Source organism: Mesorhizobium sp. B263B2A, from assembly GCF_020165775.1.
Lineage (GTDB): Bacteria > Pseudomonadota > Alphaproteobacteria > Rhizobiales > Rhizobiaceae > Mesorhizobium > Mesorhizobium opportunistum.
The window spans coordinates 80,828-105,440 of record NZ_JAIUIU010000021.1 but is presented as its reverse complement, the minus strand read 5'-3'; the positions used below and the strand labels follow the sequence as shown (position 1 = coordinate 105,440).

Below are 24,613 nucleotides of genomic sequence, written 5' to 3'. Positions count from 1 at the left end.
CCGGCAGGACAGAGGGGGGCGCGAAGGATCGCTATCTTCGCGGTATGGCGATCTCCGCGACGGACCACCTTCGCCTGGCACGGTGACGCTCGACCTCAGGCCGCCTTCTTCTTCGCCAGCCTCGCCTTGATCGAGGCGACGTCGGCGCGTGGTGTCGCGGCGAAGAGTGTCCTGGTGTAGCTGTGCTTGGGGTCTGAAAAGACCTCGTCGCGCGAGCCGTATTCGACCGCTTCGCCGAAATACATCACCATCACGTCGTCGGCGATGTAGCGCACGACGGACAAATCGTGGCTGATGAAGACATAGGTCAGCTGGAACTCGTCCTGCAGGTCGGCGAGCAGATTGAGCACCTGCGCCTGCACGGAGAGGTCCAGCGCCGAAACCGGTTCGTCCAGCACCAGAAGACTTGGATTGAGCATCAGAGCGCGCGCAATGGCGATGCGCTGGCGCTGGCCGCCCGAGAACATGTGCGGGTAGCGGTTATAGTGCTCGTGGCCGAGGCCGACCTTCTTCAGCATCTTCATCGCCAGGTCGCGCCGCTCGGCGGCTGGCTTGTCGGTGTTGATCAGCAGCGGTTCGCCCAGCACGTCGCCGATCTTCTGGCGCGGATTGAGCGAGCCGTAGGGATTCTGGAAGACGATCTGCACCTTGCGGCGCATCTCCCCGGTCAATCCGCCCCTGGCGATATCGACCTTGTTGCCGTCGATGAACAGGTCACCCGACGTCGCTGGATCGATCAGCGTGATGATGCGGGCAAGCGTGGACTTGCCGCAGCCGCTTTCACCGACGATGGCAAGCGTCTTGCCCTTGTCGACCGTGAAGGAGACGCCCTTGACCGCATGCACGGTGCGCGGTCCGGTAAACAGGCCGCCGCCGATGTGGTAGTCGCGGACGATGTTCTTGCCTTCGAGGACGGTGGTGCTCATGCCGAGGCTCCCGCGGCCGAAGGGGCCGGCTCGAACAGCATGTCGGAAACGGTCGGCAGCCGGTCGCCGACGGCGTTCTCCGGCAAGGCCGAGAGCAGCGCGCGCGTGTAATTGCTTTTCGGCGATTCGAACAATGACAGCACGTCGGCCTCTTCCATCTTGCGGCCCTTGTACTGGACGATGACGCGGTCGGCGGTCTCGGCCACCACGCCCATATTGTGGGTGATCATGATCAGGCCCATGCCGTATTTGGCCTGCAGCGAAACCAGCAGGTCGAGGATCTGCTTCTGGATGGTGACGTCGAGGGCCGTCGTCGGCTCGTCGGCGATCAGCAGCTTCGGATTGCAGGCAATGGCGATGGCGATCATGACGCGCTGGCACTGGCCGCCCGACATCTGGTGCGGGAACGAACTCAGCCGCTCTTCCGGATCGGCGATGCCGACCAGCTTCATCAGTTCGATGGCGCGCGCGCGCCTCTGGGCGCGGTCCATGCCCATGTGGAAGCGCAGCACCTCCTCGATCTGGAAGCCGACCGTGAAGCATGGATTGAGGCTGGCGATCGGCTCCTGGAAAATCATCGAGATGTCCTTGCCGACGATCTTGCGGCGCTCGGACGGGCTGAGTTTCAGGAGGTCGACGCCGTCGAATGCCATGCGGTCGGCCTTGACCGTCGCGGTGTTGGGCAGCAGCCCCATCACCGCCAGCATCGACACCGACTTGCCGGAGCCGGACTCGCCGACGATCGCCAGCACCTCGCGCGGCTCGATCGACAGATCGATGCCTTGCACGGCCATGAACGGCCCGGCCGCGGTGTCGAAGGAAACGGTAAGGTTCTTGATCTCGAGCAGGGACATGCTCACGACCTCTTCAGCTTGGGGTCGAGCGCATCGCGCAGGCCGTCACCGATCAGGTTGATGGCAAAGACGGTGATCAGGATGGCGAGGCCCGGGAAGGTCACCACCCACCAGGCGCGCAGGATGAACTCGCGCGCTTCGGCCAGCATCGTGCCCCATTCCGGCGTTGGCGGCTGCGCGCCCATGCCTAGGAAGCCGAGTGCGGCCGCCTCGAGAATGGCGTTGGAGAAGGACAGCGTCGCCTGCACGATCAAGGGCGCAATGCAGTTGGGCAGGATGGTGACCAGCATCAGCCTGAGATGGCTGGCGCCGGCGACCTTGGCGGAGATGACATATTCGCGGTTCTTTTCCGCCATCACGGCGGCGCGCGTGAGCCGGGCGAAGTGCGGCTGCAGCACGAAGGCGATGGCGATCATGGCGTTGACGAGGCCAGGGCCAAGCACCGCGACCAGCACCAGCGCCAGGAGCAGCGACGGGAAGGCCAGGATGATGTCCATGATGCGCATGATCAGCGTGTCGACCCAGCCACGGCAGTAGCCGGCGAGCAGGCCGAGGATGACGCCGGAGATCAACGCCGTCGTGACGACGACGAAGCCGATGGCGAGCGAGAAGCGCGAACCATAGATCAGGCGCGACAGCATATCGCGGCCGACGGCGTCGGTGCCGAGCAGGAACTGCGCGTTGCCGCCCGCCTGCCAGGCCGGCGGCGTCAGGAAGAAGTCGCGGAACTGGTCGTCAGGCGAATGCGGGGCAAGCAGCGGCGCGAAGATGGCGATCAGGATCAGCAGCGCGAAGACGAACAGGCCGATCACCGCGCCCTTGTTGACGGAGAAGTAGTGCCAGAACTCGGCGAACATCTGCAGCCGCGCGTCCTGCGGCTTGACGACGGTCGCGGCTTCGATTGTGGCTGGGCCTTCGTTGGTCATGTCAATTCGCCCGTATACGCGGGTTGATGACGGCGTAGAGCACGTCGACGATAAGGTTCACCGACATGACGATGAGGGCGATCAAAAGCAACCCGCCCTGGACGGTGAAATAGTCGCGCTTGGAAATGGCGTCGATCATCCATTTGCCGATGCCGGGCCAGGAGAAGATGCTCTCGGTCAGGATGGCGCCGGTCAACAGCGTGCCGACCTGCAGGCCGATGGTGGTGACGACCGGGATCAGCGCATTGCGGAAGGCATGCAGGCCGATAACGCGGCGCGGCGCCAGGCCCTTGGCGCGCGCGGTGCGCACATAGTCCTCGCCCAGCACCTCGAGCATGGCCGATCGCGTCTGCCTGGCGATGACGGCCAGCGGTATGGTGCCGAGCACGATGGTGGGCAGGACAAGGTGCGACAGTGCCGAGCGGAAGGCGCCCTTCTGCCCCGAGATCAGGGAATCGATGGTCATGAAGCCGGTGACCGGCTTGAAGAAATAGAGAAGGTCGATGCGGCCGGAAACCGGGGTCCAGTGCAGCGTGCCGGAGAACACGATGATCAGCAGCAAGCCCCACCAGAAGATCGGCATGGAATAGCCGGCAAGCGCGGTGCCCATGGTGAGCTGGTCGAACCAGGAGCCACGGCGGATCGCGGCGAAGATGCCGGCGGCGACGCCGAGCACGACGGCAAAGATCATGGCGAAGATGGCGAGCTCGACCGTTGCCGGGAACCGCACCAGGAAATCCTTGAGCACCGGCGTCTTGGTGGAAAACGAGGTGCCGAAATCGCCGCTGAGGATGTTGGTCAGATAGGTCAGGTATTGTTGCCAGATCGGCAGGTCGAAACCGAACTGGTGCATCAGCGCCGTATGGCGTTCGGGTGACAGGCCGCGTTCGCCTGCGAGCACCAGCACCGGATCACCGGGCAGGATGCGCACGAAGCCGAAGGCGAGGATGGTTATCCCGATGAAGGTCGGGATGATGAGGGCGAGCTTACCGAGGATATAACGCAGCATGGCGGGCGAGTGGGGACGGCACCGTGCGGCGCCGCCCCCGTTTCGCGAACCTTATTCGGCGATATCGACGCCGTCGAAGCGGTGGATGCCGAGAGGATCCATCGCAAAGCCGGAAACGGTCTTCTGCATCGGCATGAACACCTTGGAGTGAGCGAGCGTCGCCCACGGTGCCTGCTCCTTGAAGATGACCTGTGCCTGTTCGTAGAGCTTGGTGCGCTCGGCCTGGTCCGAAACCGTCTTGGCCTTGTTGATGAGCGCATCGAAGTCCTTGTTGCACCATTCCGCGCGGTTGTTCGAACCGACGGAAGCGCAGCTCAGGAGCACGCCGAGGAAGTTGTCCGGATCGCCATTGTCGCCGGTCCAGCCGACGATGACGGCGCCGTCGTGATCGACCGCCGAAGCGCGCTTGAGGTATTCACCCCAATCGTAGCTGACGATGTTGACGGTGACGCCGACCTTGGCGAAATCGGCCTGGATCAGCTCGGCCGTGCGGCGCGCGTTCGGCATGTACGGACGCGACACCGGCATGGCCCAGACGTTCATCTTGAGATCCTTGACGCCGGCTTCCTCAAGCAGCTTCTTGGCCGCATCCGGATCGTACGGATCGTCCTTCACGTCCTTGTTGTAGGACCACATGGTCGGCGGGATCGGGTTGACCGCCACCTGGCCGGCACCCTGGAAGACCGCGTCGATGATGGCCTTCTTGTTGATGGCCATGTTGAGCGCCTTGCGGACGCGCACGTCGTCGAACGGCTTCTGCTGGGTGTTGTACATCAGCGCGCCGACATTGAGGCCTTCCTGCTCGTCGACCTTCAGGTTCGCATCGGCCTGGAGGCCGGCGATGTCGGCCGGTGCCGGATACGACATGATGTTGCACTCGCCGGCCTTGAGCTTCTGCGCGCGCACCGCCGGATCGGTGGTGATGGCGAAGACAAGGTCGTCGATCTTCTGCTTGCCGCCCCAATAGTCCGGGTTGGCCTTGTAGCGGATGGCGGCGTCGGTCTGATAGTCGACGAAGATGAACGGGCCGGTGCCGATCGGCTTCTGGTTGAACAGTTCAGGCGTCTTGTCGGCCTGCAGCTTGTCGGCATATTCCTTGGAGACGACCGAGGCGAAATCCATGCCCAGCGTCGGAATGAAGGTGATCGCCGGCTCCTTGAGGGTGAACTTCACCGTCAGGTCGTCGACCTTCTCGACCTTGGTGATGTTGTCGCCGAACTGGTCATTGTAATACTGGTAGGCGATGCCCGGGATGTACTGGAACCAGGGGCCGGTCTTGTCGACCTGGCGCTGGAACGAGAACACCACGTCGTCGGCGTTGAAGTCGCGCGTCGGGGTGAAATAGTCGGTGGCGGCGAACTTGACGCCCTTGCGCAGCTTGAACGTATATTCCTTGCCGTCGTCGGAGATCGTCCAGCTTTCAGCCAGCCCCGGCGAGGTCGTGGTCTTGCCGTGATCGAATTCGACGAGGCGGTTGAAGACGGTGCGCGAGGACGCGTCGAACGTCTGGCCCGCGGTGTACGGCGCCGGGTCGAAACCCTCTGGCGATGCTTCCGCGCAATAAACCAGAGTTTTCGCGTTGGCCACGCCTCCCAGGACGCTTGCAGCCAGCAACGCGGCTGCAAAAGTCAGTTTCTTCTTCATTGAGCACTCCCTGATGTTCTTCCAAGCCCCTCTATCAGGCTCGCGAAGCGCGCATATAAGCACCGTTTTTCCGGCTTTGGAACACCCCGTTTGCTTACCCCGCGGGAAGCAGGAAAAAAATCCGCGATTTTGCTAAATGGCAGAAAAAATTAGCAGTTTTTTCCATTCACGCTATTATTAACGACCGCATTTTTTTATTGATCTGCCATCTGGTGGAATCGATGCCGCGACCGCTTCCAGCCAATCCACGGCTTCGAAAGGTGCCGGGAAAGATGCCGGTTCCAGAGGTCGCCGTCGGGAAAGATTTTCGACGGCAAATCTTTCGGCGCCTTGCCGCTGGGGCAAGACTTGCACCGCCGCCGATAGAGGCAATACATAGATAAACAGGCTGGGATGGACAGGCTGGCGGCAGCGGAGAACGTCTCCATCAATCGGAGGTGGGCGCGGCACCGGCAACCAAGAAACAGTCGAACAGGAATTGCTAGGGAGGAACGGGTGGCAAAAGCATCGAAGACGCCGGTGAAGGCGTCGGCCAAGGCAGTCTCGAAACCAGCCGCCGGCACCGACGGGCAAGGAAAGGCCACGGCCAAAACCGCGGCCGCGAAGACAGCAGCCAAGCCCGCCGAGAAGGCACCCGCGGCAAAAGCGGCCGCTGCCACTAAGAGCGTCACCAATCCGGCGGCGAAAGCCGCCCCGGCAAAGACTTCTCCGACAAAGGCCCCTGCCGCAAAGATTTCTCCAGCAAAGGCCTCTCCAGCAAAAACTGGGGCGAACAAGACCGGGGCGGCGAAGGCCGCATTGCCGGCCAAGGCAGTCCCGGCACCGAAGCCGGCGCCGGCCAAGCGGCTGCCGAAAGCACTCACCGAACTTACCGCCGGTCTGCCGGAAAAACTGTGGCTGAAGAGCTATCCCAAGAACATGCCGGCCGAAATCGGGGCCCTTCCCTACAACTCCATCGGCGACTTCCTCGTTGGCGCCTGCAAGCAGTTTGCCGGCCAGCCGGCCTTCACCTGCATGGGCAAGTCCATCACCTATGCGGAGCTCGAGCGGCTTTCGGCGGCTTTCGGCGCCTATCTGCAGTCGACGGGTTTGCAGAAGGGGTCACGCGTCGCGCTGATGATGCCGAATGTGCTGCAGTATCCGGTGGCGATGATGGCGGTGGTCCGCGCCGGCTACACGGTGGTGAACATCAATCCGCTCTACACGCCGCGCGAACTGGAACATCAGCTCAAGGATTCCGGCGCGCAGGCCATCGTCATCCTGGAAAACTTCGCCAACACCTTGCAGGCGGTCATCGCCAGGACCTCGGTCAAGCACGTCGTCGTCGCTGCCATGGGCGACATGCTCGGCGGCCTGAAGGGCACGATCGTCAATCTGGTCGTGCGCCGCGTCAAGAAAATGGTGCCGGCCTGGTCGTTGCCGGGCCATGTCAAGTTCAACGCCGCCCTGAAGGCTGGCGGCGGGATGAAATTCAAGCCGGCCACGGTGGCCGCCAATGACGTCGCCTTCCTGCAATATACCGGCGGCACCACGGGAATCTCGAAGGGCGCTACCCTGCTGCACAGCAACGTGCTGGCCAACGTCGCGCAGAATTCGCTCTGGGTCGAGGACGCCTATACGATCAAGCCCAAACCCGCGCATCTCAACCTCATCTGCGCACTGCCGCTCTACCATATCTTCGCGCTGACCGTGAATGCGCTGATGGGCATGCAAATGGGCGGCCAGAACATACTGATTCCCAATCCGCGCGACATTCCAGGTTTCGTCAAGGAACTGGGAAAGTACCCGATCCATATATTCCCCGGTCTCAACACACTGTTCAACGCGCTGCTCAACAACGAGGATTTTCGCAAGCTCGACTTCAAGCCGCTGGTCCTGACGCTGGGCGGCGGCATGGCGGTGCAGAAGGGCGTCGCCGAGCGCTGGAAGGCGCTGACCGGCTGCCCGGTCTCGGAAGGCTATGGCCTGTCGGAGACCTCGCCGGTGGCGACAGCCAACAAATTCAGTTCCGGCGACTTCACCGGCACCATCGGCCTGCCGCTGCCCTCGACCGAAATCGCCATCCGCGACGATGACGGCAACAACGTCCCGCTGGGAGAAGTCGGCGAGATCTGCATCAGGGGGCCGCAGGTGATGGCAGGCTACTGGAACCGGCCGGACGAGACCGCCAAGGTGATGACCAAGGACGGCTTCTTCAAATCGGGCGACATGGGCTTCATGGACGAGCGCGGCTACACCAAGATCGTCGACCGCAAGAAGGACATGATCCTCGTCTCGGGTTTCAACGTCTATCCGACGGAACTCGAGGAGGTGGTGGCGATGCATCCGGGCGTGCTCGAGGTAGCGGCGATCGGCGTGCCGGACGAGCACTCGGGCGAGGTGCCGAAGCTGTTCATCGTCAAGAAGGATCCGGCCCTGACCGTGGAGACGATCACCGCCTTTTGCCGCGAGAACCTGACCGGCTACAAGCGGCCGAGATACATCGAGTTCAGGACCGAATTGCCGAAGACGCCGGTCGGCAAGATCCTGCGGCGGGCATTGCGCGAATAGGAACGATCTTGGACAATGATCGTGCCGGCGATAATGGGCCGGATCATGGATTGCGCCTCGACCCGGCTGAATTCATCAAGGCGAATATGCGCCTCGTCCCGGTGCCCGCGCTTCCCGAAATCCGGTTTTACACGGCCCATCCGGGCAGCGGTTTGAGACGGCTCGCCGATCCTGAAAACGAAGGTGATACGGACGACGACGGGCCCGAACCGCAACCGCCCTACTGGGCTTATGCGTGGGCCGGCGGCGCCGTGCTGGCGCGCTACATCCTGGACAATCCGTCGACCGTGACGGGCCGCCGCGTGCTCGACCTCGGGGCCGGATCGGGCATCGTCGGCATCGCCGCCGCGAAGGCCGGCGCGCGCACGGTGATTGCCGCCGAGATCGACCGCAACGGCGTCGCCGCGCTTACACTCAATGCGGCGGCGAACGGCGTCGCCATCACCGTGGTTGGAGAGGATGTCACCAAGGGTGCGCCACCGGCGGTCGACATGGTGCTCGCCGGCGATGTGTTCTACGGGCAGGACGTCGCCCGCCGCGTCATGCCTTTCCTCGACCGCTGCCTCGCCGCCGGCGTCGAGGTGCTGGTCGGCGATCCGGGCCGGGCCTATCTGCCCCGCTCGCGGCTGCGCCTGATCGCCGAATACAAGGTGCCGGATTTTGGCGACGCGAAGGGTGCGGCGACCAGACCGAGCAGCGTCTTTCGTTTCGAGGCGGAAGATCGCTGGCGCTAGGATCACAACCCAATCACTCTGAATGACCGAGTTTGCGGATCGAAAGCGGCCCTTCCGCGCCAGATCAGTCGATGCTTGAAACTGCCATTCGTCGCATGAAAGCGGCGTCGAGCATGGTCAGAAAGGCGCGCACCGCGGGGTTGGCGCGTCGGCTTGCCGGCCAGAGCACGGTGACGTTATTTCGCTCGACGGCGAACGTGGACAGCACTGGGACCAGATCGCCGCGCTTCACATAGGGAGCCGCCATGAAGGAGGCGCCTATGCCTATCCCGCCACCGGCTGCCAGCATGATGAGCACGGCATCGCTGGCATCGGCGACCACACCAGCATTGGGCACGATCTCGATCTCGTGGTCGCCAATCCGGAAGGGCCAGCGAAAGGTCTGGCCTGTGCTTTGATACCGAAGATTGACGGTGTCGTGCCCTACCAGGTCATCGGGATGGGTCGGGGTGCCGCGTTCCTCGAGATAGGCTGGCGAGGCAAAGCAGCAAAGCCGATGGGGTGCGAGCTTGCGTGATAGTAGCCGGGTGTCAGCCAGATCACCGATGCGTATGGCGACATCGATCCCTTCCTCAATCATGTCCACTGTCTGGTCACCCAGCCTGAGATCGACGACCAGGTTCGGGTGGAGCCGACGGAAAGCCGGTAAAGCCGGAGCGATCAGGTGGAGTCCGATCGGCAGCGACGCGGCCACGCGCAACGTGCCCGATGGTTCGGAGCGCGCGGTCATTGCCGCCTGCTCGATTTCCTCCGCCTCGCGTAGCAGACGCAGCGCGCGCTCATGCAGGTCGCGCCCTTCGGGCGTGAAGGTGAGCGAGCGCGTCGTACGGGTAAACAGCGACAATCCTAAATGCCGCTCGAGCCGCTGGATGCTCTTGCTGACCGCCGACGGGGAAATCGACAGCGCGCGCGCCGCTGCCGTGTAGCTGCCCAGCGATCCGGCACGCGCGAAGGCGATGATACCAGTGAGCCGATCCAAAGCGATATGTTCCACCACGGCATTACTTAAGCGCCATCTGCGCCGATTATCAACCGGGGATGATGCCACTAAATCTGCTCCAACGACATGATGAGCGGAGATTTGACCAAATGAGCGATAAGATGAAGGCAGTCCGTCTGCACGCATTCGGTGGTCCCGAGGTGCTGGTGTACGAAGACGCGCCGAGGCCAAATGTGAAGCCCGGCGAGGTGCTTGTCCGCGTCCAGGCGGCGGGGCTTAATCCACCCGACTGGTATCTGCGGGACGGCTATCGCGCACTGCCGCCAGAATGGCGACCCAACGCATCCTTCCCACTGATTCTCGGCACGGACGTGTCGGGCGTCATTGAAGCGGTTGGCGCCGATGCCGGTGAGTTCAGCATCGGCGACGAGGTCTATGCAATGGTTCGCTTTCCCCATGACCTAATGACGGGTAGCAATGCCTACGCGCATTATGTCAGTGTGCCGGCATCGCAGCTTGCGTTGAAACCAGCCGGCATCGACCATATTCATGCGGCCGGCGCACCGATGTCGCTTCTGACGGCATGGCAGTTCTTGATCGAACTTGGCCACGACGAGCCGAATCCGTTCCAGCCCTTCCGGCATGAGCCGGTGCCGCTCGACGGCAAGACGGTGCTAATCAACGGCGCCGGAGGCGGTGTCGGGCATCTGGCTGTCCAGTTGGCGAAATGGCGGGGCGCTCGCGTCATCGCGGTGGCATCGGCCAAGAACGAGGGGCTGATGCGAGATCTCGGCGTGGATCAGTTCGTCGACTACAAGACGGCCGCGACCGAAGAAGTCGTCCGAGACGTCGACCTTGTCCTCGACGCGGTGGGCGGCGCGGACATGGAGCGCTTCTTCCATGTTCTGAAGCCGGGCGGCGCGCTGTTCCTGATCAACCCGCTGGGCTTCACGGGTCACGAGGAGGCAGAGAAGCTGGGAATCACGGTCTCATCCACACAGGTTCGATCCAATGGCGCGCAGTTGGCAAAAATCGCCCGCCTGCTCGAGGACGGCATTGTGCGTGTCGTCATCGACAGCACATTCCCGCTGGCCGAGGCATCGCGCGCGCACCAGCGCGCCGCCGACGGCAGTATTCAAGGCAAGATCGTGCTGGCCGTCTGATTTGTTGCTTTCAGCCGCCCGATCGTCGGAAGTGCAGACGGTCGAGCGGGATCCACCAAGGTAAGCCATGATGCTGATTGTTACCGGTTATATGTACGTCGAGCCCTCGTCGGTTGCCGAGTTTGTCTAGGATCTCCAGAACCTCGCCATAGCTACGCGGCAGCGGGACGGAAATCTTTCCTATGACGCGGCTGTGGACGATCCGCTTGCCGGCCGCCTCCTGGTCGCCGAGCGGTGGAGAGACCAGGCCGCACTCACTGCACATCTCCATGCTACCGACACGATGGCGTTCGTTGGTCGATGGGGCGACACCATTAGGGGTGAAATTCTCAAGTACGACGTCCTGCGCAAACGTGGCTTGATGGACGAGTAGAGCGGCAGTCGGATCGTCTGCATATCTGCGCTCGCAACCGGCGCAGTGGGCGGCAATCGCAGTCACCCATTCGTCAACCAAGCGGGCGTACTGCCTCGTGCTCATGTGGTGGGCGTGATTGATCCGGCTCGGGAACGCATAATCTACGACCGTGCAGCCACGCCGTTCGAGCCAACAGACAAGGCTGGCTCTCACATCGCTCGTGATCTCGAACCGGACGGGACGACCGGTCTTCTGTTGAACGACGCTTGCTCGGGTCCTGATTTCCGGTCCGGCGACCACATCGCGAATCCTGATCTTGACCAGGTCACAGCCGCGAAGCTTGCTGTCGATTGCCCGATCAAACAACGCACGGTCCAGAATACGCCCTTCGCGATCGAGGAAGAAGCGAATAGCCCAGATCCGCTTCTGGGTGAACGGACACTTGGTGCCGACCTTCTTTCCAACATTCCAAGCTGAGCGCTCGCGGTTAGCATCATCGAATTGAGAATGGCCATGTGAGTTCTCCGCGGCCTTGGGCCGTTAACGGCCTGGCAGCTTTCAAGATGACTGGCAAGAAAGCCGATCTTTATGTCGAGCGTAGTGCGCACCGCTTTGCGCCAATAGCGGTCATGGGGTCGGATGCCACGATTGACGTGGGGCAAACAACAGATCAGCCGGTTTCTCCGGCGTCCCGCCCAGCCCGGGACAACTTGCCAACAGGCAATGATCGAGGGACCGAGTTTTCTCTCCCGGCCTGACGATATCCTAACTGGAATCTAACGTTCGGCGCTCGGCGACGCGTTCAACCAAGCGCTGCCGTTACGGCAGTTCACTTATGTTTCGCTGACGAGAGGTCATCGGGTCAGCGCAGGCTTGGCTCGCGGGGGGGAATACGCGTGTCGAGGATTGCCGCGAGAACGGTCGGTTCGTTTTCCAGGGGGATTGACGCATTTGGCGCCTTGTTCCGTCTGGGTGCTCACGCCAGCAATGTTGACGTCGCCAATGGCGAGAAGAATGACGGGCTTGGCGTTGGACTGAGCCGGCATAGGGCGTTCGCCAAGGGTTGTACCCTCAACGCCATCACCCCCCGAACCGAGGACCGTGATCCCGAGCAGCCACTGGCACGCTGTTTTGCCGACAGGCTTATCGGCGGTTCCCACGTCTTCCTGATCAATCCGACGGGGACGAGTCTGTCCATCGGATCGCAAGTCCTGCTGACGACTTGCGACGCCATGCGGCCGAGCAGTGTTGACCAAGTCGATCAGGGAGGCTCGAAATGTCGCCGGTAACTGCCATTCGCCTGATCTTCTTTATGGATGGACTGATCATCGCCAAGTGGTTGCCGCACCTGCCGGACATCCAGGCGCATCTGGGCCTCGACGTCGGCCAGCTCGGGTTGGCGCTTGCCGCTCTGCCGCTCGGCATCATGTCATCGCTACCGCTGATCGGAACCTTCGTCATCTCGCGCTTCTCCGAGCGGGCCGCCATCCGCGTCACCTTCCTCTGGCTGGCATTGACCTCAACCCTTCCCGGCCTCGCCTGGGATTTTCCGAGCTTTGCGATCGCACTGTTCTTCTACGGGTCCGGCATTGCCGGCGTTGAAGTCGCCATGAACGCCACCGCCGATGCCGTCGAGTCCCGCGTCGGCCGGCGGATCATGTCGAGCTGCCACGGCCTGTGGAGCGTCGGCAACCTCATCGGTGCGGCACTAGGCAGCCTGGCACTGTCGCTGCATCTGGACGCCATCGTAGCCCTCACCGTCGCAGCCCCGATTCTGATGGCGCTGGCCTACGCCTCGACCGGCCGGCTCGGCCATAGCCCGATTTCGTCGGAGCCGGGGCCGGCCCTGGCCTTGCCAGATTTCCCGCTGCTGGTCCTGTGCTTGCTGCCGTTCTGCGCCTGCGTGCTGGAAGGCGCCATGGCCGACTGGGCAGCTGTGTACCTGCGGATCGAGCATGGTGCTCAGGCTGCGCTCACCGGTGCCGGCTTCGGCGTCTTCGCCGCCGTCATGGCCGCAACACGGCTGACCGGCGACCGGCTCGTCGATCGTGTCGGACCGGTCTTCATCGCCCACTGCTGCGGCGTCTCGGGCGTCCTGGGCCTGCTGGTGATCTGGGTCGCGCCCGGCGTGTGGCCGGCGTTGGCCGGATTTGCGCTAATGGGCTTTGCCGCCTCACTGATCTTCCCGATATCGGTTACAGCAGCGGCCCGTCAACCCGGCCGCTCCGCCGCCATGAACATCGCGTCGCTATCGCTGATCTGCTTTTCCGGCTACGTCATCGGCCCACCGGTCGTCGGCCTCATTGCCGACCTGGTCGGCCTGCGCAACGCGCTTGCCTGCCTCATTCCCTTCGCGCTCGGCGTCCTGCTGCTCGCTCCACGGCTCCAACCCAGGGCCGCCGTCACCGGCACCGCCACGGCCCAAGGCTCCACCCATCTCGACCATTGGCGGGCAAGCTCAAGTTGATTTGAGTTTTGACCCCCAGGCGCCCGTCGTCAGACCGTCTCCTTGACCCGCGCCGAAAGGAAATCCGGCAGGTCGGCAACCGAATCCAGGATGACGTCGGCGATTTCGGCCAGCGATTCGCGCGTGCCTGTGCCGGAGAGCACGCCCACCGCCAGGCCGCAGCCACCAGCCCGCGCCATTTCGAGATCGTGGCGGTTGTCGCCGACCATGGCGATCGCCGCCGGCTTCAGTCCGGTAAGATCGCAGAAGGCCTGGATCGTGTCGGGTGCAGGCTTGGGATTGGCCACCGCGTCGTAGCCATAGGCGGCATCGAAGAGTTGGGCGACGCCCAGCGTGACCAGCGTCTTTTCAGCGCCGCTGGTCGAATCGTTGGTGGCGACACCGAGCCGGTAGGCTCTTTTATGCAGTGCCGCCAGCGTGTCGACGATACCAGGCAGCGCCACCGCCATCGCCGAGCCCTGCATCGAGGTGATCTCGTTGAAGCGGGCGACGGCCAGCATCTGGTCCTCGTCGGACAGCCGCGGGAACCACAATTCGACGACGTCCATGTTGGTACCCGAGGCAAAGATTGAATCGGGCTTGAAGCGGCGGTTAGCGAAATCGAAGCCGGCCGCGGCAAGCAGCCTGTCGGCCTTCCAGCGATCGCCTTCGGCCGCGTCCATGGCCATGAAGTCGGCGACGCCAAGCCAGGTCGCGTTGAAGTCGACAAGCGTTCCATCCTTGTCGAACAATATTCCCTTGATGTCGGCCAAACGCTTCACTCCGAACCACGCAATTGGTGGATATGTCCGACAAGGCCGGCGGTCGAGGCATCCCGCTTTGCGGCACTTTCCTTGCCTTCCACGACAGGCAGGAGGCCGGTGGCCAGTTCCTTGCCGAGCTCGACGCCCCATTGGTCGAAGGAGTTGATGTTGAAGAGCGTTCCTTCGACGAAGACGCGGTGCTCGTAAAGCGCGATCACCCGACCCAGGGTGCGCGGGTCGAGCTTGCGGTAGAGGATGGTCAGCGAGGGCCGGTTTCCCGAGAAGACGCGATGCGGCGCGATGCGGTCGACGTCGGCGGGCTTCATGCCCTTGGCCAGCATCTGCGCGCGCGCCTCCTCCAGCGTGCGGCCCTTCATGAAGGCTTCAGACTGTGCCAGGCAATTGGCGAGCAGCAGGTCGTGCTGATGCTTGAGATCGGGCTCGTGGCCGACGGCGGCGGCAAGGAATTCGACCGGGATGAAATCGGTGCCCTGGTGCAGCAGCTGGAAGAAGGCGTGCTGGCCGTTGGTGCCGGGCTCGCCCCAGACCAGCGGTCCGGTCGGTGTGGTCACCGCGGTGCCCTCGAGGGTGACGCTCTTGCCGTTCGATTCCATGTCGAGCTGCTGCAGATAGGCCGGCAGCCTGGACAGGCGCTGGTCGTAGGGGATGACGGCGCGGGCCGGGTATTTGCAGATCACCCGATGCCACCAGCCGACCAGCCCCAGCAGCGCCGGCAGGTTCTTGCGCAACGGCGCGGTGCGGAAGTGCTCGTCCATCTCGTGCGCGCCATCGAGGAAGGCGCGGAAATTCCGTGGACCGACCGCGATCATGACAGGCAGGCCGATCGCACCCCAGACCGAATAGCGGCCGCCGACCCAGTCCCAGAAGCCGAAGACGCGATCCGCTTCGATGCCGAATTTCGCCACCAGGTCGAGCGCGGTCGAGACGGCGGCGAAATGCTTGCCGACCGCCTCCTTGCCGAGCGCCTTCTGCACCCAGTCGCGCGCCGTCTGCGCATTGGTCATCGTCTCGACAGTGGTGAAGGTCTTGGAGGCGATGATGAACAGCGTGGTTTCGGCGGACAGGCTCTTCAGCGTGTCATGGATATGGGCGCCGTCGATATTGGAAACATAGTGCGCGCGCGGGCCGTCATGATAGGGGGCGAGCGCCAGGGTCACCATGGCCGGACCGAGATCCGAACCGCCGATGCCGATGTTGACGATGTCGGTGATCTTCTTGCCGGTGGCGCCGGCCGCCTTGCCGGAGCGGATCGCGTCGGCGAAGGCGCCCATCGCGTCGAGCACGGCGATGACGTCCGCCTTGACGTCCTGGCCGTCGACCGTGACGCCCTTGCCGCTCAGGTTGCGCAGCGCCGTGTGCAGCACGGCGCGGTCCTCGGTGATGTTGATCTTCTTGCCGGCGAACATGGCTGCACGGCGACCTTCGAGATCGGCAGCCTTGGCGAGCTCTTCCAGCAAATCCATGGTGGTCGCGTCGACGGCGCATTTCGACCAGTCGAGCAACATGTCACCGTCGGTGGCGGAGAATGTCGCAAACCGCTGCGGATCGGCGGCGAAGGCCTGGCGCATGTCGCCTGGCGCGCTTGCGCGATGGTCGCGCAAGGCGGCAAGCTGTTTCTGGAAGGCTGTCTGATCCACTGGCGGGAAACTCCTGGCGTCTTCGACGCACCATACCAGACCGGATGTTTCCGGCGCGTGTCGTCGCGCCACAACTATTGAGCCGAACTCGGTCCGGTCAATACGCGGTTATGCCGCATCGCATCACGATGCGATGACAGAATGTGTCAGCGGCGCGGTTTGCAGCCGTCGATCTCGGACGAAGGATCACTGGCATAAATCCCAAAGATCAGAAAAATTGATTGGCGCAACCCCTTGTGCCACCGTTACATTCGACTGGTCCAGCCAAACGAAAAAAGCTGGCCATCGAGGAACATTTCCCATGCCACAGCGCAATGACACGGCCATATGGTCCGGCCTGTTCCGGATTTCGGCCGAATCCGGCCAAACCCTCCAGGCACAGATCCGCCAGGCGATCGTGGCCGCCATCCTAGACCGCCAAATCGCCGCTTCGATGCCACTCCCCTCGTGCCGTATCCTGGCCGAGAAACTCGGCGTGGCGCGCGGAACCGTGGTTCTGGCCTTCCAGCAGCTCGTCGACCAGGGGTTCCTGGTGGCGCGCGAGCGTCGCGGCCATTTCGTCAATCCCGACGTGCTGGCAACACCCGCCAAGCCGCACCAGAAAGCGCCCGACCAGGCCAACGAGATCGACTGGAAGGCACGCCGGCAGATCGCGGCAAGCGATATGCCGCCGCCGGCCAAGCACGAGAACTGGATCAAGTCGTCCTACCCGTTCGTCTACGGCCAGTTCGACCCGGCGCTGTTCCCGACCGCCGAGTGGCGCGAGTGCAACCGCATGGCGCTGGCGGTGCTGGAAATCCGCAACTGGGCGTCCGACATGGTCGATCGCGACGATCCGCTCCTGATCGAGCAGATCCAGGCGCGGCTCCTGCCCCGGCGCGGAATCTTCGCCAATCCCGACGAGATCATCGTCACGCTGGGCGCCCAGAACGCGCTCTACATGCTGGCGACACTTTTGATGACCAAGGGCTCCAAGGTGGCGATGGAAGATCCCGGCTACCCCGACGCCCGCTCGATCTTCCGGCTTGCGGGCGCCGACATCCAGCCAGTGCCGGTCGACCAGTCCGGCATCGTAACCTCTTCTATCCCCAATGATTCCGGCTTCGTCTTCGTCACGCCCAGCCATCATTGCCCGACCATGGTGCCGTTGTCGGCCGAGCGGCGGCAGGATCTTCTGGCGCGTGCCAACCGGCACAACCAGATCATCATCGAGGACGGCTATGACAGCCAGCTTCTCGACGAGGCGCCGCAGCAGGCGCTGAAGAGCCTCGATCGCTCCGGCCGCGTCGTCTATGTCGGATCGATGTCGAAGACGCTGGCTCCCGGCTTGCGGCTTGGCTACATCGTGGCGTCGGCTGGACTGATCGCGGAGCTCAGGGCCCTGCGCCGCTTCATGCTGCGTCACCCGCCGGCAAACAACCAGCGCGCCGTGGCACTCTTCCTGTCGCTCGGGCATCACGAAGCGCTGGTGCGGCGGCTGTCGAGCGCCTTCGACGAACGGCGCAAGCGCCTGGTCCATGCGATTTCCGCCTTCCTGCCGGAATGGCGTTCGACCGACTCGGCCGGCGGCACCTCGCTGTGGCTCGAAGGGCCACGCGGCACCGATTCGCGTGGACTGGCCGAGGCCGCAGCCTCGCGCAGTGTCATCATAGAGCCTGGCGACCGGTTCTTCGACCGCACGGAAAAGCCTTCGCGTTTCATGCGCTTGGGCATTTCCTCGATCGCGCTGCAGCACATCGAGCCCGGCATTCGCGAGCTCGCCACCGCGGCCGGACGCAGGCCGGCAGCGGCCTGATCCACTCCCCGATCCCCTTGACCGGAGCCGCACGACAGCGGCTCCGGCTCCTTTAGCTCTGGCATATGCAACCAGACCGGCTGGCTCATAGTCTGTGCCAATGCCGGCGGCATAGTCGTGGCACAAAGGGGAAGAAGCAGCCGATGGTGGACCAACCGCCACCCTGTTTCCGAGAAAAGGTGGAGTGCCTCCATGTCAGTGGTTGTTGAAAAGCAGGAAGCGGCGGACCAGCGTTCGCGCCGCTCCGGCGGGCGCGAAGCGCGCCGCGCCATGCGGGCAGCGCCGTTGGCCGACGACATCAAGCCGGTGCGCGCCGGCCTCGAGGGCGGCAGCTACGGACCGCTGGCGGGCAATGACCAGGAGCGCATCCATGAAGCGGTGCTGACGCTGCTGGAGACGGTCGGCTTTGCCAATGCCATCCCTTCCTGCATCGAGGCGCTGACCAAGGTCGGCGCCACCTATGGCGACGATGGCCGCATTCGTTTTCCACGCGCGCTGGTGCTCGACACGATCAAGAAAGCTGCCCGGAATTTCACCTTGCACGGCCAGGATCCCAAACACGATATGGTGATCCAGGGCAAGCGCGTGCACTACGGCACGGCCGGTGCCGCGGTCCATCTGGTCGATGTCGAAAAGCGCGAATACCGCGAATCGCTGCTGCAGGACATCTATGACGCCGCCCGCATCGTCGAGGGGCTCGACAACATCCATTTCTTCCAGCGGCCGATGGTGCCGCGCGACATTCCCGATCCGCTCGAAATGGACTTCAACACGCTCTACGCCTGCGTGATGGGCACGTCCAAGCATGTCGGCACCTCTTTCACGGTGCGCGAGAACGTGCAGCCGGCGCTCGAAATGCTCTATGCCATCGCCGGCGGCGAGGAGAATTTCCGCGCCAGACCGTTCGTGTCGAACTCGAACTGCTTCGTCGTGCCGCCGATGAAGTTCGCCGAGGACGCCTGCGGCGTGCTCGAAGCCTGCGTCGATGGCGGCATCCCGATCCTGTTGCTGTCGGCCGGACAGGCCGGCGCGACCGCGCCGGCGGCGATTGCCGGCGCCGTCGTGCAAGCCGTGGCCGAAGTGCTGGCTGGCCTCGTCTATGTCAACGCCCTGAAGCCGGGACATCCGGCGATCTTCGGCACCTGGCCGTTCGTTTCCGATCTGCGCACCGGCGCCATGTCCGGCGGCTCGGCCGAACAGGCGGTGCTGACGGCAGCCTGCGCGCAGATGGCACAGTTCTACGATCTGCCGGGTGGTTCGGCCGCCGGCATGACGGATTCGAAACTGCCCGATATCCAGTCCGGCTACGAGAAGGGCATCACCGATGTGATGGCCGGCCTTGCCGGGCTCAACCTGGTCTATGAATCGGCCGGCATGCATGCATCGCTGCTCGGCTTCTGCCTGGAAAGCCTGATCATCGACAATGACATGCTGGGCCACTGCCTGCGCTGCGTGCGCGGCATCGAGGTGACCGACGAGGCGCTGTCGATCGACACTATCGCCGATGTCTGCCTGAGGGGACCGGGCCACTATCTCGGCAACGAGCAGACGCTGCGGCTGATGCAGACGGAATATTTCTATCCCGCCGTCGGCGACCGTTTCTCGCCGAAGGAATGGAACGAGAAGGGCCGGCCCGACATCCTGCAGCGCGCGATCATCGAGAAGAAGCGCGTCCTTGCCGAACGTTTCCCGCGCCACGTGCCGAAGCCGCTCGACGACAAATTGCGCATGCGTTTCGGCGAGATGATCAAGCTGCCGCGCGCCAATATGGGCGGGTAGCGCCGCTTCTCGTCAAAGGGTGTGTTGAGATTCAGGTCAGGCCGAGTCGAAAACGGTGGCTTGCGAGAACCGGAGCGGAGCGTACTTTTGGGTACGTGAGCAACGGAAGCGCAGCAAGCTATCGTTTGCAGACCGGCATCACCTGAATATCGACGCACCCTAGTCCGTGCCGAGCCCGTAGCGTTCTACGACTTCGGCATCGATCAGCTTGGCGTGCAGCGCCATCAGCACGATCTTCGCGTCGAAACTGTCGCCGGCCTCGACCGCGGCTTCGATCCGGTGCTCGGCATCCTGCCGCTGCTGCAGGCCTTGGGACCGCTCGAACGTCTCCGGCCCGGCAATGCAATAGCTGAACAGGCGCGCGACTTGCGGATAGGCCTGTGGCGGCGGCTCGCCGGGCCAGTGATCCTTCATCAGATTGACGATGGTGAGTTTTACGCCCTCGGGCACCAGGGCGGGATGCAGGTCGGCGCCGCGCAAGGCCGTGTCGAGCTGCCTCAGATCGCCCGAGCGGCCGAACATTCCAAGGAAGCCGAGGGAAGAACGCCGTTGCGCCATGATGTTCCAATCCGTTTCCAACCAGTTAGGTGGTTCGCAAGCGGATTACAAAGGCAACGGATCCTAAAGCGCCGCGCGCTTTAGGTCTTTGTTTTGATGCATGTCGTTCTCCCAAAACCGAGTCACTTTTGGGCGACATGCATTAGCCGCTTACCGCCAACAACAGGACGCCGGCCAGAGCCGATCCGGCGAGCGTCGGCAGCATGCCGATCTTCAGCTTCAGGATGGCGATCATGGCGGCCAGGGAAAGCAGCGCCGCGCGCCAGTCGATCGACGAGAGCACCGGCACATTCATGCCTGGACCTATCGTGTGCACCTCACGGAAAACGACGTGCAAGGCAAACCACAAAGCGAGATTCATGATGACGCCGACGACGGCGGCGGTGATCGCGCCCAATGCGGCCGATAGGGCCTTGTTGCCGCGCAGGGCCTCGATATAGGGCGCACCGAGGAATATCCAGAAGAAGCAGGGCGTGAACGTTACCCACAGCGTGAGTAGTGCTCCGAGCGACCCGGCAAACAATGGGTCCAGCCCCCCGGGGTGGCGGAACGCGGCGATGAAGCCGACGAACTGCAGCACCAGGATGAGCGGACCTGGCGTGGGGTCGGCAAGCCCGAGACCATCGACCATTTCACCGGGGGCAAGCCAGCCGAAGGACTGGACGGCCGCCTGCGCGACATAGGCAAGCACCGCATAGGCGCCACCGAAGGTGACGACCGCCATCAGGCTGAAAAATCGGCCTATCTCGGTCCAGACGCTCGCGGAGCCGGTGAACCACCAGATCGCAAGAACGGGTCCGAGCCAGATCGGCAGCCAGATGGCGACAGTGCGCGGCGCATGCCATTTGGTCGGCGTGACATGGGCCAATTCGCCGCGCTCGAACATCAGGTCGACCGCGCCCTTGATATCGGCAATGTCGCCCTTGCCATGGGTGGAGCCGGAAAACAGGCCTGGAACAACGCGGTCTCCCAGCCATCCTGTCAGGCCCGCGAGCAGGACGATGAGCGGGAACGGCACATTCAACGCATAGATGGCAATGAAAGCCGCGACCGCGATCGACACCATGACCGGATTTTTCAGGGCGCGCCGTCCGATCCGGATCACCGCCTGGACGACAATGGCCAGCACCGCCGCCTTCACCCCGAAAAACAGCGCCTCGACGAGCGGCACGTCGCCATAGAGTGCGTAGAGAACGCTCAGGATCAGCATGACGAGCGCGCCCGGCACGACGAACAGCATGCCGGCAACGAGGCCGCCGATTGTCCTGTGCAGCAGCCAGCCGATATAGATGGCGAGCTGCTGCGCTTCCGGGCCGGGCAGCAGCATGCAGTAGTTCAGCGCATGCAGGAAACGCTGTTCACCGATCCAGCGCCGCTCCTCGACCAGTTCCTTGTGCATCAAGGCGATCTGCCCGGCCGGCCCGCCGAAGCTGAGCAGTCCGATTTTCGTCCAGAGCCTCAAGGCTTCGGCAAAGGTCGGTGCGGCCGGCGCCTCGCTGTTTACCGCCGCATCCTGCGGCACAAGAGCGCTCATGCCGTTTTACCCCCAGCTGCTCCTGGCCAATTGTGGGTTTCTTCGGTGGCGTCGCGGCACCAGCGGAAGAACGCATCGTAGAGCAGCATGCCTGCTTCCAACTGCTCCAAATCGTCGCGATACATGCGCGACAGGCCGAGCGATGCAGCCAGAAAGCCGGCGGCCTGGGGCACCAGATCGAGGCTTGCCGTGTCGGCGGCGCGCACGATCAGGGCAAGGCGATCGAGCGCCTCGGATTCCAGCCCGAACTCCTCGATCATCGTGTCGAAGGTGCAGCGATCGCCGCGATGGCTCCAGAACACATTGTCGATGTCGAAAGGCACGGCCTGAAAACGGTCGGCGACAGCAGGCACTTCGGCTGCCTCGACGAACAGGAAGATCGCATGAGGATCGACGAAGCGCCGGATCAGCCAGGGGCAAGCGATGCGGTCGACCTTCGGGCGCGATCGCGTCACCCACACAGTGCGGCCTCTTTCGTCGCGTGGCGGTAAGCTTTCGGTGCGGACCAAAAGCCCCTTCGCGTCACGCCAGGCTTCGAAGCCGCCCTCGAGGGATTCAGCGGAAATTCCCTCATGCCGCAGCCATGCGGCCACGCCTTGCGAGAGTTTTTGACCTTTCTGACAGACGACCGCGACCTGGCTGCCGGCAAATTCGGGAGCCCAGGTCGAAACGGTTTTGAAATTGCGTCGGCATGAAGCCGGCAGCAGGCGCTGATCGGCGTCGAAATCCTCATCGATGCGGACATCGATGATTGCGGGTGCACCCGGCAGACCGACCAGACGGGACAGTTGCGATACGGTGATAGCGGTTGTTGACGGCATGGCGTCCACCTCCTGATAGAGAAGCCTGGACGCGAACGTTGGGCTGACGCCTCACGGGGTCGTCGCGATGCACCCCTTGCCATGACAGTGGATTTGTCGGGCGCGCTTGTCAAGGATCGCTGGTCTCTATCCGCCGTCGGCGCGCCACGCCAAACGAAACACGGCTGGCGACCTGAGTAAGCAGGCCGCCAGCCGTCGATCCAACATCGGTGATTGTCGCCAGGAATAATCTATGACTATCCCTGGGAATAATCGATGATTGTCCCCCGAGCAATCAGTGATTGTCCCCCGGAGCAATCAGTGATTGTCCCCGGAGCAATCAGTGATTGTCTCTGGGCACGCCGCTGGTGTGCGCGACATCCTGGTATTTCACCGCCGGCTTCAGCACCATTCCCTCGGAGAACTGGTCGACCATGCCGCGCTGGATTTCCTGCCACGGCGTCTGGTGTTTGGGATAGTGAAAGCCGCCATTGTTCTGCAGTTCGGCACGGCGCCGCGTGATCTCGTCATCGGTGACCAGGATATCGGCGGTGCCCTTCCTGAGATCGATGCGGACGCGGTCGCCTGTCTTGAGCAGCGCCAGGCCGCCGCCGATCGCGGCTTCGGGCGAGGCATTCAGGATCGACGGAGAGCCTGACGTGCCCGACTGGCGGCCGTCACCGATACAGGCGAGTGCGTGGATGCCCTTCTTGATCAGGTAGGCCGGCGGCTGCATGTTGACCACCTCGGCGCCACCGGGATAGCCGACCGGGCCGGCGCCGCGCATGAACAGGATGGTGTGCTCGTCGATGCCTTGCGCCGGATCGTCGATGCGGGCGTGGTAATCCTCGGGGCCGTCGAAGACCATGGCGTTGCCTTCGAAGGCTTCGGGATCCTTCGGGTTGGACAGATAGCGCTCGCGGAATTCGGGCGAGATGCCGCTGGTCTTCATGATCGCCGAATCGAACAGATTGCCCCTGAGGTTGATGAAGCCGGCATTGGCCTTCAGCGGCTTGTCGACGCTGCGGATGACTTCGGCATTCTCGTTGGCGACCCCCTTGCAATTGTCACCGATCGACTTGCCGTTGACGGTCAGCGCATCGGGATGCGGCAACAGCCCGCCCTTCATCAGTTCGGCCACCACGGCCGGCACGCCGCCGGCATGATGGTAATCCTCGCCGAGATACTCGCCCGTCGGCTGCAGATTGACGATGAGCGGCACCTTGAGGCCGATCTTCTGCCAGTCGTCATTGTCGAGCGGCACGCCGAGATGGCGGGCAATCGCATTGAGGTGGATCGGCGCGTTGGTGGAGCCGCCGATCGCCGAGTTGACGACGATGGCGTTCTCGAAGGCCTTGCGCGTCATGATGTCGGACGGTTTCAGGTCCTCATGCACCATCTCGACGATGCGCTTGCCGGTCTCGTAAGAAATCTGGCCGCGCTCGCGATAGGGCGCCGGGATGGCGGCCGAACCCGGCAGTTGCATGCCGAGCGCCTCGGCCAGCGAATTCATCGTGGTGGCGGTGCCCATGGTGTTGCAATAGCCGGTGGACGGCGCCGAGGAGGCGACGATGTCCATGAACTCGTCATAGCCGATCTCGCCGGCCGACAGGCGCTGGCGCGATTCCCAGACGATGGTGCCGGAGCCGGTGCGCTTGCCCTTGTGCCAGCCATTGAGCATCGGGCCGACCGACAGCGCGATGGCCGGAATGTTGACGGTGGCCGCCGCCATCAACAGCGCTGGCGTCGTCTTGTCGCAGCCGATGGTCAGCACCACGCCGTCGAGCGGATAGCCGTAGAGCACCTCGACGAGGCTGAGATAGGCGAGATTGCGGTCGAGTGCCGCGGTCGGGCGCTTGCCCGTTTCCTGGATCGGATGGCACGGAAACTCGAATGGAATGCCGCCCATCGAGACGATGCCTTCGCGCACACGCTTGGCGAGTTCGATGTGGTGCCGGTTGCAAGGCGAAAGGTCCGAGCCGGTCTGGGCGATGCCGATCAGCGGCTTGCCCGACATCAATTCGGCGCGCGTCAGCCCGTAATTCAGGTAGCGCTCAAGATAGAGCGCGGTCATTCCCGGATTGTCAGGGTTGTCGAACCACTCTTGCGAGCGAAACTTTTTCTTCTTCGTGGGGGCGCCAGCCATCATGGTCTCCGTATTTGTATGACAAATCGATA

Annotated in this window: 21 protein-coding genes; 8 read left to right on the top strand and 13 right to left on the bottom strand. The window is 63.3% G+C overall.

Annotated features, from left to right (window positions below):
* Nucleotides 1-95: 95 nt before the first annotated feature.
* From LB568_RS26540 to LB568_RS26515, 6 genes are all read right to left on the bottom strand, one after another.
* A complete protein-coding gene (locus LB568_RS26540; protein ID WP_224731672.1) occupies nt 96-926 on the bottom strand; it encodes a dipeptide ABC transporter ATP-binding protein in 831 nt (276 codons plus the stop codon).
* Nucleotides 923-1,780, bottom strand: coding sequence for an ABC transporter ATP-binding protein (locus tag LB568_RS26535; RefSeq protein WP_013891360.1), 858 nt, complete (start codon nt 1,778-1,780; stop codon nt 923-925). The genes LB568_RS26540 and LB568_RS26535 overlap by 4 nt, the downstream gene beginning before the upstream one ends.
* A 2-nt stretch (nt 1,781-1,782) precedes the next feature.
* Complete coding sequence (locus tag LB568_RS26530; RefSeq protein WP_174324787.1) at nt 1,783-2,637, bottom strand: ABC transporter permease subunit; 855 nt, start codon at nt 2,635-2,637, stop codon at nt 1,783-1,785.
* 70 nt (nt 2,638-2,707) lie between these two features.
* The gene (locus tag LB568_RS26525; RefSeq protein ID WP_013891362.1) at nt 2,708-3,715 is read right to left on the bottom strand and encodes an ABC transporter permease subunit; all 1,008 of its coding nucleotides are present in this window, start codon (nt 3,713-3,715) and stop codon (nt 2,708-2,710) included.
* Between the two features lie 51 nt (nt 3,716-3,766).
* The gene (locus tag LB568_RS26520; RefSeq protein ID WP_013891363.1) at nt 3,767-5,359 is read right to left on the bottom strand and encodes an ABC transporter substrate-binding protein; all 1,593 of its coding nucleotides are present in this window, start codon (nt 5,357-5,359) and stop codon (nt 3,767-3,769) included.
* 194 nt (nt 5,360-5,553) lie between these two features.
* Nucleotides 5,554-6,168: a hypothetical protein gene (locus LB568_RS26515; RefSeq protein WP_224731671.1), complete on the bottom strand. Its 615-nt coding sequence runs from the start codon at nt 6,166-6,168 to the stop codon at nt 5,554-5,556.
* A gap of 37 nt (nt 6,169-6,205) precedes the next feature.
* Between LB568_RS26515 and LB568_RS26510 the strand changes: the two genes are divergently transcribed.
* Complete coding sequence (locus LB568_RS26510) at nt 6,206-7,909, top strand: long-chain fatty acid--CoA ligase (RefSeq protein ID WP_224731676.1); 1,704 nt, start codon at nt 6,206-6,208, stop codon at nt 7,907-7,909.
* Between the two features lie 8 nt (nt 7,910-7,917).
* Nucleotides 7,918-8,643 carry a class I SAM-dependent methyltransferase gene (locus LB568_RS26505; protein ID WP_412033930.1) on the top strand — a complete coding sequence of 242 codons (726 nt, stop codon included), beginning with the start codon at nt 7,918-7,920 and terminating at the stop codon, nt 8,641-8,643.
* A 64-nt stretch (nt 8,644-8,707) separates the two neighbouring features.
* Here LB568_RS26505 and LB568_RS26500 read toward each other — a convergent pair whose 3' ends face one another.
* The gene (locus tag LB568_RS26500) at nt 8,708-9,640 is read right to left on the bottom strand and encodes a LysR family transcriptional regulator (RefSeq protein WP_013891366.1); all 933 of its coding nucleotides are present in this window, start codon (nt 9,638-9,640) and stop codon (nt 8,708-8,710) included.
* 92 nt (nt 9,641-9,732) lie between these two features.
* On the opposite strand from LB568_RS26500, the gene LB568_RS26495 reads away from it, so the two are divergent.
* From LB568_RS26495 to LB568_RS26485, 4 genes are all read left to right on the top strand, one after another.
* Nucleotides 9,733-10,746 (top strand): NADP-dependent oxidoreductase, encoded by a 1,014-nt coding sequence (locus LB568_RS26495; protein ID WP_224731670.1) that lies wholly within the window; start codon nt 9,733-9,735, stop codon nt 10,744-10,746.
* A gap of 193 nt (nt 10,747-10,939) precedes the next feature.
* The gene (locus LB568_RS26490) at nt 10,940-11,119 is read left to right on the top strand and encodes a hypothetical protein (protein ID WP_318013302.1); all 180 of its coding nucleotides are present in this window, start codon (nt 10,940-10,942) and stop codon (nt 11,117-11,119) included.
* 45 nt (nt 11,120-11,164) lie between these two features.
* Nucleotides 11,165-11,578 (top strand): hypothetical protein, encoded by a 414-nt coding sequence (locus LB568_RS33590; RefSeq protein WP_263497246.1) that lies wholly within the window; start codon nt 11,165-11,167, stop codon nt 11,576-11,578.
* A 799-nt stretch (nt 11,579-12,377) separates the two neighbouring features.
* Entirely contained in the window at nt 12,378-13,568 is a 1,191-nt protein-coding gene (locus LB568_RS26485; RefSeq protein ID WP_224731669.1) for an MFS transporter, read from the top strand.
* Between the two features lie 29 nt (nt 13,569-13,597).
* On the opposite strand, the gene LB568_RS26480 is transcribed toward LB568_RS26485, so the two are convergent.
* The gene (locus tag LB568_RS26480) at nt 13,598-14,320 is read right to left on the bottom strand and encodes an HAD family hydrolase (RefSeq protein ID WP_013891370.1); all 723 of its coding nucleotides are present in this window, start codon (nt 14,318-14,320) and stop codon (nt 13,598-13,600) included.
* 5 nt (nt 14,321-14,325) lie between these two features.
* Nucleotides 14,326-15,969 carry a glucose-6-phosphate isomerase gene (pgi, locus tag LB568_RS26475; protein ID WP_224731668.1) on the bottom strand — a complete coding sequence of 548 codons (1,644 nt, stop codon included), beginning with the start codon at nt 15,967-15,969 and terminating at the stop codon, nt 14,326-14,328.
* A 301-nt stretch (nt 15,970-16,270) separates the two neighbouring features.
* On the opposite strand from pgi, the gene LB568_RS26470 reads away from it, so the two are divergent.
* On the top strand, nt 16,271-17,764 hold the full coding sequence (locus tag LB568_RS26470) for a PLP-dependent aminotransferase family protein (protein ID WP_013891372.1): 1,494 nt from the start codon (nt 16,271-16,273) through the stop codon (nt 17,762-17,764).
* A 192-nt stretch (nt 17,765-17,956) separates the two neighbouring features.
* Nucleotides 17,957-19,543 (top strand): trimethylamine methyltransferase family protein, encoded by a 1,587-nt coding sequence (locus LB568_RS26465; protein WP_224731667.1) that lies wholly within the window; start codon nt 17,957-17,959, stop codon nt 19,541-19,543.
* A 159-nt stretch (nt 19,544-19,702) separates the two neighbouring features.
* Here the strand turns inward: LB568_RS26465 and LB568_RS26460 are convergent, their stop codons facing one another.
* The 4 genes from LB568_RS26460 to LB568_RS26445 all read right to left on the bottom strand — a co-directional run bounded on the left by LB568_RS26460 (nt 19,703) and on the right by LB568_RS26445 (nt 24,581).
* Complete coding sequence (locus LB568_RS26460) at nt 19,703-20,101, bottom strand: hypothetical protein (RefSeq protein ID WP_224731666.1); 399 nt, start codon at nt 20,099-20,101, stop codon at nt 19,703-19,705.
* A gap of 142 nt (nt 20,102-20,243) precedes the next feature.
* Complete coding sequence (gene chrA / locus LB568_RS26455; RefSeq protein WP_224731665.1) at nt 20,244-21,635, bottom strand: chromate efflux transporter; 1,392 nt, start codon at nt 21,633-21,635, stop codon at nt 20,244-20,246.
* The gene (locus LB568_RS26450; RefSeq protein WP_224731664.1) at nt 21,632-22,456 is read right to left on the bottom strand and encodes a chromate resistance protein ChrB domain-containing protein; all 825 of its coding nucleotides are present in this window, start codon (nt 22,454-22,456) and stop codon (nt 21,632-21,634) included. The genes chrA and LB568_RS26450 overlap by 4 nt, the downstream gene beginning before the upstream one ends.
* 319 nt (nt 22,457-22,775) lie before the next feature.
* On the bottom strand, nt 22,776-24,581 hold the full coding sequence (locus LB568_RS26445; RefSeq protein ID WP_013891377.1) for an IlvD/Edd family dehydratase: 1,806 nt from the start codon (nt 24,579-24,581) through the stop codon (nt 22,776-22,778).
* Nucleotides 24,582-24,613 lie beyond the last annotated feature (32 nt).